Annotated in this window: 11 protein-coding genes; all 11 read left to right on the top strand. The window is 40.9% G+C overall.

Translation table 11 applies throughout. The features are described 5' to 3' along the window. Positions 1 to 202: 202 nt before the first annotated feature. The 11 genes from CER18_RS08885 to CER18_RS08830 all read left to right on the top strand — a co-directional run bounded on the left by CER18_RS08885 (position 203) and on the right by CER18_RS08830 (position 13,677). Positions 203 to 1,564, top strand: a complete 1,362-nt coding sequence (locus tag CER18_RS08885; protein WP_100129635.1) for a PBSX family phage terminase large subunit — start codon at positions 203 to 205, stop codon at positions 1,562 to 1,564. Beyond that, the gene (locus CER18_RS08880; protein ID WP_432417138.1) at positions 1,549 to 3,411 is read left to right on the top strand and encodes a portal protein; all 1,863 of its coding nucleotides are present in this window, start codon (positions 1,549 to 1,551) and stop codon (positions 3,409 to 3,411) included. The genes CER18_RS08885 and CER18_RS08880 overlap by 16 nt, the downstream gene beginning before the upstream one ends. Positions 3,412 to 3,766: 355 nt before the next feature. Then, positions 3,767 to 4,540, top strand: coding sequence for a hypothetical protein (locus CER18_RS08870; RefSeq protein ID WP_100129633.1), 774 nt, complete (start codon positions 3,767 to 3,769; stop codon positions 4,538 to 4,540). A 293-nt stretch (positions 4,541 to 4,833) separates the two neighbouring features. Beyond that, a complete protein-coding gene (locus tag CER18_RS08865; RefSeq protein WP_100129639.1) occupies positions 4,834 to 5,952 on the top strand; it encodes a N4-gp56 family major capsid protein in 1,119 nt (372 codons plus the stop codon). 82 nt (positions 5,953 to 6,034) lie between these two features. Then, positions 6,035 to 6,730, top strand: a complete 696-nt coding sequence (locus CER18_RS08860) for a hypothetical protein (RefSeq protein WP_100129638.1) — start codon at positions 6,035 to 6,037, stop codon at positions 6,728 to 6,730. An 84-nt stretch (positions 6,731 to 6,814) separates the two neighbouring features. After that, positions 6,815 to 6,943, top strand: a complete 129-nt coding sequence (locus CER18_RS10755; RefSeq protein ID WP_280951586.1) for a hypothetical protein — start codon at positions 6,815 to 6,817, stop codon at positions 6,941 to 6,943. Positions 6,944 to 7,372: 429 nt separating this feature from the next. Continuing rightward, on the top strand, positions 7,373 to 8,836 hold the full coding sequence (locus CER18_RS08855; protein WP_100129632.1) for a hypothetical protein: 1,464 nt from the start codon (positions 7,373 to 7,375) through the stop codon (positions 8,834 to 8,836). Positions 8,837 to 9,239: 403 nt separating this feature from the next. Then, positions 9,240 to 9,692 (top strand): hypothetical protein, encoded by a 453-nt coding sequence (locus CER18_RS08850; protein WP_100129637.1) that lies wholly within the window; start codon positions 9,240 to 9,242, stop codon positions 9,690 to 9,692. Next, positions 9,689 to 10,813, top strand: coding sequence for a tail fiber domain-containing protein (locus CER18_RS08845; protein WP_100129631.1), 1,125 nt, complete (start codon positions 9,689 to 9,691; stop codon positions 10,811 to 10,813). Before CER18_RS08850 ends, CER18_RS08845 begins: the two co-directional genes overlap by 4 nt. Beyond that, a complete protein-coding gene (locus CER18_RS08840) occupies positions 10,810 to 11,814 on the top strand; it encodes a phage tail protein (RefSeq protein ID WP_100129630.1) in 1,005 nt (334 codons plus the stop codon). Before CER18_RS08845 ends, CER18_RS08840 begins: the two co-directional genes overlap by 4 nt. Positions 11,815 to 13,191: 1,377 nt before the next feature. Further along, positions 13,192 to 13,677 (top strand): hypothetical protein, encoded by a 486-nt coding sequence (locus CER18_RS08830; RefSeq protein ID WP_100129636.1) that lies wholly within the window; start codon positions 13,192 to 13,194, stop codon positions 13,675 to 13,677. Positions 13,678 to 14,947: the final 1,270 nt, after the last annotated feature.

Here is a 14,947-nt window from a genome sequence, read left to right as displayed (position 1 = left end):
GCTCAGGGGGGGGATCTGTCAAGGAGCTCTCTCAGGGGGGAGCTCATGCAAAAAAGGAGAAGGCGTTGAGTAGCAGGATGAAGAGAAGATAAAGCAGTGCTTTTGAAAAGAACGCTTTTTCGTTAAATTATCCTAGGATCATGAGACTTGGCATCATCAAAGATGTGACGCTTAATTGTTTCTAAAGTAATTAAAATTGATCATGACAATTGTTCAGAAAATTTCTCAAAAAATCGGGCAGAAAACGGCTCAAGTGGCTCTTATTCCAAAGCTTATTCCTGTCTTTACGGGAAAAGCCGATGTGCGCGCTGCTTGGGGAGGACGGGGCTCTGGAAAAACACGGTCTTTTGCTTTGATGTCAGCTGTGGTGGGATATCGCCATGGAATGGCCGGAGAACGCGGTATTATCCTTTGTGCGCGACAGTTTCAAAATTCTCTCAATGAGAGTTCTTTGGAAGAAATTAAACGCGCTATCGAGTCTTATTCGTTTCTACAAGATTATTATGAAATCGGTGATAAATATATTAAATCAAAAGATGGACGGATTGTCTATGTTTTCGCTGGGCTGGATCGAAATATCGCTAGTATTAAATCAATGGGGCGTGTTTTCCTCTGTTGGGTGGATGAGGCAGAGCCGGTAACCGAGACCGCTTGGCAAACGCTTATTCCAACTTTGCGCGAAGAGGGAAAAGATTGGAATGCAGAATTATGGGTTACTTGGAACCCATGCCATGAAAATGCCCCCGTGGAAAAACGTTTCCGAAATGTAGATAATCCCAATATCAAAGGGGCGGAAATTAATTGGCGCGATAATCCCAAATTTCCCGAAAAACTTAATCGGGATCGAATGGACGATTTGCAGCAAAGACCAGAGCAGTATAACCATATTTGGGAAGGGGGATATCTCCAAGCTGTGCAAGGGGCTTATTATCAGAAATGTCTGCTTGAAGCCGAAATGGAAGGGCGGATTACCACCGTTCCACGTGATCCTTTGATCCAAATTAAAATCTTTTGGGATATCGGGGGAACCGGAGCTAAGGCCGATGCGACCGCCTTGTGGGTCGCGCAATTTGTGGGGCGGGAAATTCGCGTACTCGATTATTATGAAGCCCAAGGGCAACCGCTTTCTGAGCATGTGGGGTGGGTCTTTCAAAAGGGATATGAAAAGGCGCTCATGGTCTTGCCCCATGATGGGGCAACAAAAGATCGTGTCTATAATGTCAGTTTTGAAAGTGCACTTCAACAGGCGGGTTTTCAAACCAAAATCATTCCTAATCAGGGAACGGGCGCTGTAAAAATGCGGATCGAAGCCGTAAGGCGTTTGTTTCCTGCTCTATGGTTTAATCGTGACACAACAGGTGCGGGGAGAAAAGCACTCGCTTGGTATCATGAAAAGCGTGATGAACAGCGCAATATTGGTCTTGGCGCGGAACATGATTGGGCAAGCCATGGGGCCGATGCCTTTGGGCTGATGTGTGTGGCTTATGAACAGCCCCATGCCCGACCTAAAAAAAATACCTATCGCTCTTCTCACCATTCTCAAACTTCATGGATGGCTTTTTAATGAATATACTTACAGATTCTTCTTTTTCTTCTTTTGATCAAACCGAAACGCTTGAACATCAAGCACTCTTTAAAAAACTCGTAGGCTGGTATCAGGATGATATTGCGCATGTGGAAAAATGGCGAAAAAATGCCCAAGAAGACTACGATTTTTATAATGGGCGGCAATGGAATGAGCAAGACTTGGCTGTCTTGAACGAACAAAACAGACCGGTTATGACTTTTAACCGTATTGCACCTTTGATTAATGCCGTCATTGGGGCTGAGCGCAATAATAAAAGACAAGTCCAATTTATTCCACGACAAGAAGGGGCAGCCTTTGCAAACCAGATTCTAACAGGGGCAGCCGAATGGTTTCGCGATGAAGCGGATGGGGAATATGAAGATTCCGATGCTTTTCAAGATGCGGTCATTTGTGGAATGGGCTGGACAGATACCCGCCTTGATTATGAAGAAGATCCACAAGGAAAACCCATTATTGCGCGGCTTGATCCTATGAAAATGGTCTGGGATGCGAGTGCTGTTAAGTCTAATCTCATTGATGCACAACGCTTATGGTACATTGATGAAAAGCCTTTGGCAGTGGCGCAACAAATGTTTCCCCATGTTCATTGGAGCGATCTGAATGCCGATTGGGTGAAACATCAGAGTTTTTTACATCCAACAAACAATGGGATACAGCCTTATCAACAAGAAGGGGGATATCAAGAAGAAGGGGAAGAGCAAACAAGCGATCAACGCCCTAAAATGGTGACATTGGCTGAATGTCGCTGGTTTGAACGTGAGGTGGTTTATAAAGTGCTTGAGCCGCAAAGTGGAAAGTTTATTGATTATTCAGAGCAGGATTTCCAAAGTTTAAGGAAAGCCTTTCCCGATATTCAAGCAACACGGTTGATGAGAAAGATTGTCAAACGGGCATTTTTAGGCAGAAAGTTGCTTGAAACACCCGATAAGCCTTTGGTTCCCGCGGGGCAATTGGGATGGGAATGTATTACCGGTACTTTTGATAAGTTAAGCCGGCAATTCTACGGGCTTGTGCGCCCTACAAAAGATCCACAACGGTGGGCAAACAAATATTTTAGTCAAGTGATGCATTTGCTCAATAGCCAATCAAAAGGCGGGATTATGGCTGAACGTGATGCTTTTGATGATGATCGACAAGCTCTTGAGAGTTGGGCGAGAGCCGATAGCATTACTTGGTTGAAAAGTGGGGCTGTGTCTGGTGGAAGAATCCAGCCTAAACCGGTGGCGCAATTTCCGCAAGGGTTTTTCCAATTGTTTAATGAAGCAAAGAGTGCTCTCGAGCAGGTGACGGGCTTGTCTTCTGAATTTGTTGGCACTCGAGCGGTTAATCAGCCCGGTATTCTTGAACAACAACGGCGCCAATCATCTCTTAATCTGTTGGCTTCCTTTTTTGATGGTTTGCGTCGATATCGGCAGCGACAGGGGAAAATTATTCTCTATCTTATTCAAAACTATCTGTCCGATGGGCGGTTGGTTCGTATTGCTGGGGATGAAAATGCGCAGTATGTTCCTTTGACACGCGAAATGGTAACAAGTTTGGAATATGATATTGTCGTGGATGATGCACCAACAAGTCTGAATGAAAAAGAGCGTACTTTTGCATTGATCATGCAATTGCTTCCTTTGATGCAAAATTTTGCAACACCAGAGATTATGCTCGATCTCTTACGCTATTCGCCTTTACCGGCCTCTCTTATTCATAAAATTGCGCTAAAGGCGCAAAACGCTCTTCAAGAAGAGCAAAATGCTGCAGTACCAATGGGGGATCATACAGGAGCAGAGCAGATCATGCAGATGTTACAGACCCTAAAGGCTCAACAATAAAGTGCTTTATAAAAGTGCTTTATAATCTGCGATCTTGGATGATCTTTATCAATGGGTGGGTGATTATCTCTATAATTTCCATGACACAATGTTGCTTATGCTTATAGAGAGCAATGTCTTTTCTCTTTAGCTTAGAAGAGTGTTTTGTTGGACCATGGTGTTTTGGGGGCGGGTATTTTGGAGGTAGAGTGTTTTGGGGGCAGATTAAGAGATGGTGCTTGCCATCATGTGAGAGGGAACATGGTGTCATATGCTAGAGCCCAAGGAATGGCAGGACATTGGGGGATCAATGCGCATAAACTGTTTTATCTGAAAAATTTAATTTGATTGTTTAAAAAAAGAAAAGGCTAACGTTATGGATCAAGAACATTTAACCCCAGCAGAACAAAACCATTTGAAACAAGATTTTCTTGCCTCAACACAAGAGGGAGAAGAGGGTGAAATTGGACAAGAAGCAAAAACTTTGGAAGAAAATTTCCAAGGGCAAAGGCATCAACAACAGACATCTTCGCAAGAAGAAAAGAAAGGGGAGCAAGGGGGGGAGAATGGCCCGCCAGATCCGCAAAAGGACTTTATGGGCTATATGCAATGGTTGGGAAAAACACTCCAAAAACAAGGGCTCTTACATGAAAAACAACAACCTTCCCCTGTTCGTGAAGCAGAACAGTTGCAGGCATTCTATCAGCAGTCGGTTGCAAGTGTTAAACAAAAGCATCATGATTTTGATCAAGCAGCTGATTTTATTTATGAAACGCGGGCTAAACAGTTGGCAGCTTATGCTTCGCTCTATCCCGAAATGGCTGATCCCCAAAATATTGATGCAAGGATTGGTGAGGAGTTGAAGCAGATCTTGCGCGATTGTGCGCAAAAAAATCAAAATCCGGCTGAAGTCATTTACACGATTGCACAAAAAATTGGTTACACAAATATTCTCAATACCATGGGTGAAAATTTACAGGAAAGGCATAATTCTGCCCGTACTCTTGCGGCTTATAACGGCTTGACGCCAAATGGGCCGATTTCTTTGGATATGCTGGATAAAATGTCAGAAGCGGAATTTAGCGCTTGGGTTGCTGATCCTAAAAATAAAGCGGCTTTTAATCGTTTAATGGGTGGCAGAGAATTTTAACAACAAGAATGTGACAGGTGTCTTTTGCGGAACACGTGAGAGGGGTTCTGGTGCGGGAATGTGCGGGATGTTTTTTGCAGAACACGTGAGAGCGTGTAGGTGGAGGGGGAAGAGAGGGGATTTCTAAAAAGCACAGATGTGCTGAGGAGAGCTCTTATCGGTGGGAGGCGAGAGGCTAACAGAAACAAAATACACGACAACAACCTATTCACCATTTGAAATGAAATGTGGTGTTTTGAGTGCCCAGCGCTTTGCTGGGTTTTTTTTATGTCAATAAACTTTTCGAGGATAAAATGACTGTAACTTATATCGGACTCAATGACCCAATGGCAGTGCGCACATGGTCTAAACTCTTAAACCAAGAAGTTTCAAAAGCAATCCCGATTGCACCGTTGATTGGAAATGATTCAAACAGTATCGTCCAATTAAAGGATGAAACCACAAAAGCAAGTGGCGATGCCATTAGCTTTAATTTGCGTGTCCAGTTGCTCGGTGATGGGGTGAGTGAAGGGCAAACATTGGAAGGCAATGAAGAGGCTTTACAGTTTCTCAATGATCGCTTGGCCATTAATGAACTCGTTCATGCGGTGCGTGTCAAAAATGAGGGCACCATTGATCAGCAACGCATTCTTCATGATTTGCGTACGGAAGCCAAAAATGGTTTGGTTGATTGGTATGCGGATCGTCTCAGTATGATGTTCTTCATTCAAGTTTGCGGATATACCGCAAAATCGATTAACTTTGAAGGGCGCTCCATTACACTTAAACCCGTTCATTATGGGTTTAATGCTCCAACGGCTCCAACCAATAAACGTGTTGTGCGTCCTCACGATAAAACAAAAGATGAAGATTTAAAAGAAAACGATGTTTTTGATCTTAAACTGATCGATAAAGCTGTGGAACGGGCTAAATTGGCAAATCCTAAAATTAGACCTGTGCGGATCGATGGGGAAAATGTTTATGTGCTTTATCTTCATCCAACCCAAGTGACGCAATTGCGAACCAATACAGATGCGGGACAATGGCTCGATATTACTAAGGCAATCTATAGTGGAAGCCGTATCAAAAATCCGCTCTATGATGGATCTTTGGGCATGTATAATGGTGTCGTTTTACGCGAAGCCGAACATATTACCGAAGGGGTCGAGTCTGGAACAGCAAATAAAGCTGTTCCCAATGTGCGTCGTGCTGTTCTTCTTGGCGCGCAAAGTGCCGTGATCGCTTTTGGGAAAGATCGAGGCGCAACACGCTATAAATTGGTGGAAGAGCTCTTCGATTATGAAAGAGAATTCGGTGTTGCGGCAAAAACCATTATTGGAATGAAAAAAACGTGCTTTACCTTGCCAGGAAGTTCGCAAGGGGCTCAGGATTTTGGCACAATCGTTATTCCAACTTATGGGGCACCTGCTTAAAGCAAATGCTTGCTCACTTCCCCCAACAGATTCTTCTTGTTGGGGGAAAAATTTAAAATGCTTCCAGAAAAAGGACAGGCTTATGACCGCTTTATCCAGTGATCCTAACAAGTGCGATCTTATACAGTTAGACCGCTCACAAAATTTTGCCTCTATGGTCGCGCTTATTCAAGATGAAATTGACGATACAACAGCTGAATATTCTTTGCAAATTCAAGATTCCATTGTTACGGCTTTGCGCTTGTGTGAACGCGAACCCTTTTTCTTTAATGAAAGGCGAAAAAGCACGTTCAAAACACAAAGTGAAAAAACATGGTATGGACGAGAAGAAGGCGTTTTTATTGAATCAGAAAAAACTCTAGAAGACGTCTTTTTAGCAACAAAAAATGCAACACCAACAAAGTTGTTCTTTAAGCCCGTTGAAGTGTTGCATCAACAATATGGTCTGCATCCTGAGCTAGGAACACCATTCTTTTATACGTGTCTTGATCAAAAAATAGGACTCTTTCCAACACCAGAAAATGTCGAAGATGTACAACTTTCTTATGCTCCTGTTTATGTTAGCGATGAACAGCTCAAAGAGGACAATAATCCTTGGTTGATTTATGCTTTTGATCTCATTAAAGCACGAGCAAAATATGAACTTTATAAAAATATCCTTAAAGATCCTGAATATGCCGCCGTTTCTTTTAGAGATTTTCAAGAACAGCTTCAAGCTTTGCGTATTGAAACATCCCGTCGAAAAGGCTCCTCAAAAATTCGCCCTATGAGTTTTTAAAAGGTTTTTTCTAATCCCTTATGGCTGAAGATTGCTATTAAAGACGAGAGTCGTGCTTATACCTCGATGCGCTTTGGGAATTGAATGAGTGTTGGTGTCTCGATTGGTGCTAAGCTTCACAGTGGCATTGAAGGGGCAGGTTTTGAGGAAAAAGCCGCTGCTGGGGGCAGTGGATGTCGATATTTTTTTGAATGTATCAACTTTGAGTTGTGACTTGATGGGATTTTATGCCTTTAAAGTTTTGTTTTAGGGGGGGCTCATCAATCAGCTTTGGTGTTTTTGGAATGGTGCTAGGCTTTTCAGATATCTTATGGGGGCATCTTCTGGGGGGGGCGCAATGCTTGGGGTTTTCTTGATGGCATTGAAGCGTGTTGGCAGTGGCGAGGTCGGTATTTAAAGGATGGGGGAAGTTGTGCAGCTGGCATTTTAAAGAGTGTGGATGATGGATTTTGCTTGGGCGTTGGTGGAAGGCGGTGGGCTTGCCATGATGTGTGGTCCCCTTTTTCTCGAGGCGCGTAACAACTTTAGGTTGTGTATTTGTGGAATTTTGTGCTCTTAAAATTTTAAGGGCTTTTGTGGTTTTTATGAGCAAGCCTTGGTGTTTTGGCGCTGGGCTCTTTCAAATATTTTATGGGGGTCTTGATGGCTTTTTTCCCAATCGCTGATTATCGACCTGATGTGGCGGATATCAATGGAATTTTTACCGATGAACTGGTTAATGTCCTTCCGGCTGATGGCTCTTATATCCCTATGCCAAGTTTTGAACCTTTGTCAGAGCCATGTCCAGAGCCCATTTTAGGCGCTCTTGCGGTTAAAACAAAAAATGGGGTTTCTATTATTGTTGGGACAAGAGAAAAAATTTTCTTGCTGGATAATACAACCATGAAGTGGAAAGATATTAGCCAAAAAGGAAAATCTTATCTGGCGAATGTCGATGCGCCGTGGTCTTTTGCTTTGTTTGGTGATTTTATCATTGCGGTTAATGCCAATGATAAACCACAAGTGATCGATATTATTCGTGATAAAACATTTAGAAATTTAGGGGGAAATCCACCACAAGCAGGAATTGTTCGCATCTGGGGAGATTTTGTCTGTTTGATGAAATTAACCGAGCATCCAAGACGGGTTCATTGGTCGGGACTTAATGATGCAGAATTTTGGACCGTAGGAAAAAAAAGCTGTGATTATCAAGATTTTCCTGATGGCGGTTTTGTGCAAGGGGCGACCGAAACAACAAATCCAATTATCTTTATGCGTTCTGCAATCTATGCTGGTTCTTTTATCCCTGGCTCTAAAATTATTTTTAGTTTCCAAAAAATCCACGATAAACGAGGGGCAAAAAATGCTGAATCGATTGTTTGTCGCGGAGACTTAGCGTTTTTTGCTGATGAGGGCGGTTTTTATCAAATAACCAATGACGGACAGATTATACCCATTGGCTTTGAAAAAGTTGATCGAACCATGACTGCTAAATCAAGGCAGAGTAATCTGTATACCATGTCTGCGGCGATTGATGGCGTGTATAATCGTGTTTATTGGATGGTGGATACGGATGAGAGTCTCCAGAAACGTATCTTGCTTATTTATGATTGGGGATTGCAAAAATGGACAAAAGCTCTCGTGGATATCAAAATGATCTTACCCATTTTCTTGACGGGAACAACCCTAGAGGGTCTTGATTTTGTCGCTCAAAATATTGATGATTTGTCCTTTTCTCTCGACAGTAAAGCTTGGAAAAATGAATCACCTATTCTGGGAGCCTTTGATCAACAGGGAAGACTTGGTTCGTTTTCTGGTTCTCCTATGGCTTGTGTGGTCACTTCACAAGAAATGGGGCAGACAAATGGCGTGATAACACGGGTGAAAAATATCATGCCTCAAGTCAATAGTGGAAAGTTTTATTTGTCTGTGGGCATGCGCTTTCGACAATCTCTTGAAGAGGAAACGGTTTGGTTGCCAGAAAAACAGCCTTCTTATAATACCGGACAAATTCATTGTCGCGCAAGGGCGCGGTTTTATCGCTTTAAATTGCGCATTCCTAAAGGAGTGAACTGGTCTCATGTCACTGGATTTGATGTGGAATTGATGCCGGCCGGCATGCGATAGCATGCCATAATAATTAAAAGATATATGCGATAGCCAAGCCATAATAATTAAAAGATATATGCGATAGCCGAGCCTTTATAATAAAGAAACCATGCGATAGCCAAGTCGTGATAACCAGACAATGCCTGCGATAGCTTTGTCCTTATTCTCAAAGGAATAAGGCGGGGCTGATGCTTTCTTATGCTATGGAAAAATAGTTGGTATTATGGTTTTTATAAAAAAATCTGCTCTCTTATCTTGTGACAAGGGGATGCCCAAGGGGAGATAATGTGGAGATAATGGGGGGATGATGATGGTGGCTTTTCGGTTTCTTTTTTCTTTTGAGAAGTGTGTGCTAGCCATGAAATGTGTGAAGTCTGCTAGGGGGTAGGGTGTGTGTGAAAAAGTGAAGAGCACCAAAATCATGATGCAAGAGCGTCAAGAGTTGTATTCTGCTCATTTGACAGAGCAATGGTCGTGGGAAAAAATAGCACCTTATCAAGAGGCGCTCAATGGGGCATTTAAAAAATATGCTCAGCGTTTTCCTGATGATGTGTGTCTGGAAAAAATTGCCGAAGAAATCGCGACAGGACAAGCACAATTGTGGCTGGTCTTAAAAAATAAAATCCAATTTAGTGCTTTTGCAATAACCAAAGTTGAAAGTGCCCATACGGGGAAAAAATGTGTCGTTCTCTCAGATCTTGCAGGAGAGGGAGGGCTGAAATTGGTCAAATTGATTGATGAGGTCGAAAAATGGGCGCGAACAATCAAGGCTGAAGAAATACATATGTTTGGAAGAGCTGGATGGGCGAAAAGGCTCGCGCATCACGGATATTCTCGTAATCTTATACAATATAGAAAGGTTCTGGGTCCATGAGTAGAAAAAAAACACCTCAAGTACAGACGACAACACAAACAAATGCGCCACCCGCGTGGGCGGCGGATATTCTGAAACAAGCTAGTTCTGATGCGCTTGGACTTTATAATAAAGGAATTGGCGGAAACGTTTATCAGGGAGAGCGTGTTGCTGGTCTTAGCGATATGACAAAAAATGCACTGACCGGTCTACAACAAGCCGCAGGGCTCTACAACAATCCTGTGGTAACCCAGTGGTTAAATGCACCAACTAATAGTGCTGCAAATCTTTCCAGTATGGCCAAGGGAAATTGGATTGGAAGCAATAGTAAGTTTAATGCTGCATTGCAAAATGCTTTGAATAAAACTTCTGATGCGATTAATCAATCGATGTCTGGGGCAGGACGTTATGGTTCGGGGGCGCATACCGGCGTGCTTGCTGATGAGTTAGGCGCTTTGGCAACAAATGCTGCAGCACAGCAATATAATCAAGATATTAACAATATGATGAACGCAAATCAGATGATTGATCGCTCTCAGCATGATCAGGTTAATGCGGCAAATGCATATTATCAAGGACAGAGTAATGTGCAAGGAAATGCCCTGAAAGGGGGAATGATTCAAGATATAAACCGTCAAAATGTCTTAGATGCTGAGCGCCAAAAATGGTCAGAACAAGATAATCAAGATTGGAACCGATTGGAACGCTTGTTACAGGTTGGAACACAGGCTGCGGGAAATTACGGGACAACTTCAGGAAAATCTACAACAATACCTTCTGTAACAAAAGATCCCTTGCGTGATGCGCAGCAAGTGCTGGGATTGGTCGGAGGAATTCTAGGGCTTTGCGATGTGAGAGCAAAAGAAAATATTATCCCTGTGGGAGAGAAAAAAGGATATCCCCTTTATAGCTTTAATTATAAAGGAAATCCACAACGTTATCAGGGTGTTCTGGCGCAAGACGTGTTGCGTGTGAAGCCTGAAGCCGTTTTTGTCAATGCAAAGACAAAATTACTGCATGTTGATTACGACAAAATAGGCTTAAAAATGAAGAAAATTCCGACTTCACAAAATAAAATTGTCGCTTTCTTTTCTTCGTTCTTTGCGCGTTTTTCCTTTTTGCAAAAAGAGTGTCTTCTATGAGTTCGATTTATGATTGGTCACTCATCGCATCAGAAAATGCTTATGTCGATGAGAGTATAAACTGGGCTGAAGGGCAACCGCCAAGTTCAGTCAATGATAGTGCGCGCGCTATGATGCAACGTATCAAAGAATATTTGTTGGATAATGGGGGCGTGATTGAAACACAGTTTACGGTTGATGGGGAGAATAAGAGAACATCCCTTCGTTTGGCAACAAAGTCTTTTTTTGAGGCCTATATGGATGGCATTGTTGTGCGCTTTAAAGCTCAAGGCGTCAATAGCGGGATAACAGATGTTTCTTTAAATCAGTTGCCTCCAAGACCAACTTATATGGCAACGCCAGAGGGGGTTATGCCTTTAAAAGGGGGGGAAATTCAAAAGGGGGGGCTTTATGAACTCGTTTATACGCATGATATTGCTGGGAAAAATGCTGATGGCTGGTTTTTAACCAATCCTACCATAAAACCTCCAGAAATTCCGCCCTTTCCTCCTTTACCTGAATCTTTTTCATCCGGATTTATTGGGACTTTTGCTAGCGAAAAAATACCCCCTGGGTGGCTACTTTGTGATGGTAAAGAATATTCACGAAAGAACTATGCTAATCTTTTTGCTGTGCTGGGGGAAACATGGGGAAAAGGAGATGGGCAAACAACATTTAATGTTCCCGATTTGCGGGGAATGTTTTTACGGGGGGTCGATAGTGGAAAAGGCATTGATAAAGGACGCCTCTTGGGAAGTCGACAAGAAGAGTCTTTTAAAGCCCATACCCATGAAGGAAAAACAGATTCGACAGGGAAACACCAGCATAGTTTGCCAATGATTGACAATCTCGTTATGGATATAGAGAGTAGTGATCGTAAAAGACATATAGCTATGGTCTTCAATACAAATATGTTGACAGATTCTGCGGGAGAGCATGAACATAAGGTCTTGTTGCAAAAAACAGGGGGGGATGAAACACGCCCCGTCAATATGGCCGTGGTTTATGCCGTCAAAGCCTGAGAACAAAAGCTGTGTGAGAGAAAGATAAAATGCTTGCAAAAATGTTAGTTATGAAAAAAAGTCTTATTGAATATATTATGCTGAAAGCCTAGAGGCCTTCCTGAAAAAAAATGAATCCTCTTTATGGCTTTACTTTTTGCGCAGCTTTAAAGATTACGTTTGTCGCTTGTTCTTTAGACAATTGAGACAGTGATCATTGAGTGGAGGGGGTAAAAGAAAGAAGAAAATCGTTCTTTATTCAGAGAATTTGTTACTGAGGAAACAAAGATTTTATCTAATCTCTCCTTATTTCTTGTTGGTGTCGTGATAACATTGTTAAGGCGGCTGGGTTTAGAGCTTTGATGGGCGATGATAAAAAGCTTAAGGGATCATTTTATTCTCTTATGCCATCTATGCCGTAAAAGATCATTGTTCAAATATTGTCATTGAAGGTGATGATATCCCGTCAGATAGCTTGTTGATCCACGACGTATTGAATACATGAGCCAATCTTTAGAGCAAAATTTTCTCGTAGGGCTTATAGTTCATAGAGTTTTATGGCAAGTGAAATCCATCAATGTTCAGCAGATAAAGTCCTTTTAGAGCTGTTGGGGTGTTTACAAACTGTTGTGGGGGCAAATCTTTGTTCTTTGAGATGTTGGGAAGGCAGTCAACGAATATGTTTAATATTGTTAAAGAGTTTAAATGGAAGGAATGGAGCTGTCTCTTTTTTCAAAATGGATGCTCTGTTTGTCAGAGCAGGTTGGTGATGTGTTGTAATGCGTGGTTGCGTCTTTGAGCTATTCTTTGGCAAATGGCATTTTGTATTTGTCAGGCAATTTCTTAAAACAGGATGAGCGTGAGATTAAAAAAATCTATCAGATAATCATTGATCCCGTTGTGTCGTAAAATACCATTGTTTGAGGAGTGGTTAAAACTTTATGCATGGGGGTGTTTTTTAATGTGTGGGGTGAATATCGAGGGTTTGCTTGTAAAGCTTCATGAAATCTCTCCTTTGAGCTTTGGTGAATCGAGCCTTTGAAAGGGGGAGTCCTTTCAGTGGAATTTTCTAGACCAAGAAGCCAGATTGTTTACAGACTATTGTTTAGCAGTGGGCATTGTTCAAAAGTTGTGGGGTTTTAAAGATCGCTGAGGTTTCCTTTGTCCTGTTGGGAGAAGTCGACAAAGCATGCAATGTTATTATACATTTTTTGTAGGGCGGGGGTAAAATCGCCATTTTAGGTGAAAAACAGACTATAATCTGAAAAAATATCTTGTAAAAATTTTCAATGAGGAAATTTTTTTCAAAAGCCTTTAATGCGGTTGCTTAATGAAAGAGCTCTACAAGGGAAAAGATATTCAAATGGCTCTATGGGGCTGTTTAAAAAGGGGGATGTAATGGCACTTTTTCCATTTTCTATTGCTGATATTGATGATCCTGAATGTATTCGTGTGGTTCTTTATGCCAGCGGAAGAATGGGACATGCGCCTTTGAACGCATTGTTGAAGAAAGCATATGAAGATATAACAAAAATTTCAAAACGTATGGACGCTTTAGAAAAAAAGTTAAATACGCTTGATCTTGCCAATGGCAAACAAAAACAAAATGTGAAACAAGAGGATCAAAGCAATATGAATACTCTTGTGAGTGGTGGAATAACCGATATTAAGGCGAATGCAGCTGCCATTGATATAGAAGCATCTATGGATAGGAGCAGTTTTGTTTCTCAATTTACGATATCCGATACACCAAAAATAAACTACAGCTCTTTTATTTATGGACTTACATCAACGAAGAAACCTGAAATATTCAGTAGTGCTGGTCAAAACATTAAGTTTAAGTCTTTTAGAGATGGTTCTTCTCTTGTGCAAAAGAAAAAATAGAAAAAAGTGATCATAACAAGAGGCATGCTTTTGAAGCTATAGATAAGATAAACTTTATTTATATTTTCGCTGAGGCGTGGAATTGTTCTGCTGTTGAGATGTTTTTAAAGATGTCAAAAATTGATAGAAACGATCTCTTTAATAAAGAGAAGCGTTGTTGCAGGTAAGTTTATCACGATGTTTTTGAAAAAATGAAGGCATATAAGTATAGCAAGGTTTTGGAGTCTACAAAAAAAGAAGCCTTCTTCAAGTAAAAACCAATGGCAAAGAAGTTTGCAAAAAAAGTTCTTGCAACAATTTGAATAATTTTGTGAATAGAACGTGCCTTGCTTTTAAATCTATAAAAAACTTGCTGTTTTTACATTCCATTTAAAGCTAAAATGCCAATTTTAGCTGTTAAAAGTTCCATAAAAATAATTTTAATTTTCAAAAGCATTAAGGTAGAGAAAAATATTGATAAGAAAAAATGCGTATCGTTTTGTCTTTTCTTATAAGGAAGAGAGAGAGTTTTGGTTGAAGCGATATGGAACAGATTTGAAAATGAGAGAATCTTACGATTTCGGATATCCATTGAATATAAAAAACAAACGATCCTTATAAATCAATTCTTTGTACTTAAAAAGTATGTTTACGCGTGGAGTTTTTTCAGAAAAATCAACAAAGCGTTTGATTTATTAGATACATTTTGGTTTTAAAGTGCGCTTTACGGTAAATGACATCGCTCAATAAAAAACGTTATTTTTCATATATTTAAAGCTATAAGAGAGACAGAAAACTTTTTTCATTCAAATGAATAATCTTATGAAAAGTGTTTTCATCGTTCATTTTTTATACTTATCTTTGGATAAGTTTTATAAATATAATTAAAAAACTTGCAATACTATACATTTTGTGTATAAGTATTTATATTGATTTCTTTTGTATGTTATTTTAATTATATCTCTATTCATAAGCCGCACCACTTAGTGGTGCGGCTTTTTTTATTGTCTAACCGGTAGAGCACTCTATATCTGCTGTTGAGATGGCTTTGGATATTCTTTTGATTACTCTCATCCCTATTATTCTTATCATTGTATTTTGTGATGTCCTTTTGCAATGAAATCTTTAAATTCTTGTACATTTTTATCTCTATAGGGGTGATCTAAAGCAAAAATTCAGGTGTTTATTTTTTTCTTTGCGTTGGTTGTCGTGGGGTGCTGTTGATGAGTAAGGGTTCTTTTTTGACAGAAAGTGACACGGGGGGGAGTGATGTGGGGGGAGTGACATGGGG

The organism is Bartonella tribocorum (genome assembly GCF_002777915.1).
Taxonomy (GTDB): domain Bacteria; phylum Pseudomonadota; class Alphaproteobacteria; order Rhizobiales; family Rhizobiaceae; genus Bartonella; species Bartonella tribocorum_A.
Note: the sequence above shows the minus strand (reverse complement) of the source record. Positions and strands in the feature narration are given on the sequence as shown.